The organism is Photorhabdus africana (assembly GCF_035181445.1).
Taxonomy (GTDB): domain Bacteria; phylum Pseudomonadota; class Gammaproteobacteria; order Enterobacterales; family Enterobacteriaceae; genus Photorhabdus; species Photorhabdus laumondii.
In genome coordinates, this window is the sequence record NZ_JAXBVE010000132.1 from 1 (window position 1) to 818 (window position 818).

General features: G+C 59.3%; 1 protein-coding gene. It reads left to right on the forward strand.

The features are described from left to right. Positions 1-818: type VI secretion IcmF C-terminal domain-containing protein (locus SLS51_RS23040; protein ID WP_323840814.1), on the forward strand; the 818-nt coding region annotated here is incomplete at both ends.

Below are 818 nucleotides of genomic sequence, written 5' to 3' on the forward strand. Positions count from 1 at the left end.
ACCGACCTGACGGAGACGCAAGGTTACGGCAATCTGATGGCGGCCAGTTTGGGTGACCAATGGCGCGGTTTGGGTCAGACGATGTTCGTGCAGCCGTTAAATCAGGCGTGGCAGGGGATACTGAAACCGTCTGCGGCCAGCCTGAATGCGCAGTGGCGGACGGCCATAGTGGATAACTGGAATACCGCCTTTGCCGGTCGTTACCCGTTTGCCGGTGGGGAGAGTGACATTTCGTTACCGATGCTGGGGCAGTTTATCCGCCCGGACACCGGGCGCATTGAGCAGTTTTTGACGCGTCAGTTAGGCGGGGTGCTGCATAAAGAGGGTAATCGCTGGGTGCCGGACAGGGTGAACAGTCAGGGGCTGCCTGTTAACCCGCGTTTCCTGAACGCGGTGAATCAGCTCAGTCAGTTATCGGATGTGCTGTTTGCGGACGGCAGTCAGGGGCTGCGGTTTGAACTGCGGGCCAGAGCGGCGCGGGATGTGGTGGAAACCGACCTGACGATAGACGGGCAGAAACTGCGTTACTTCAACCAGATGGAAAGCTGGCAGCGTTTTCGCTGGCCGGGAGAGACGTATAAACCGGGGGTGATGCTGACCTGGACCAGTGTCAATGCGGGGGCGCGGCTGTTTGGTGATTATTCGGGCACCTGGGGGCTCATTCGCTGGCTGGAACAGGCGAAGGCGGAAAAGCTGGATGAAAGCCGTTACCGGCTGACATGGATGATGCCGGACGGTTTACCGGTGACCTGGATATTACGCACGGAAATGGGCCGCGGGCCGCTGGCGTTGCTGAAACTGCGGGGATTTACGTTGCC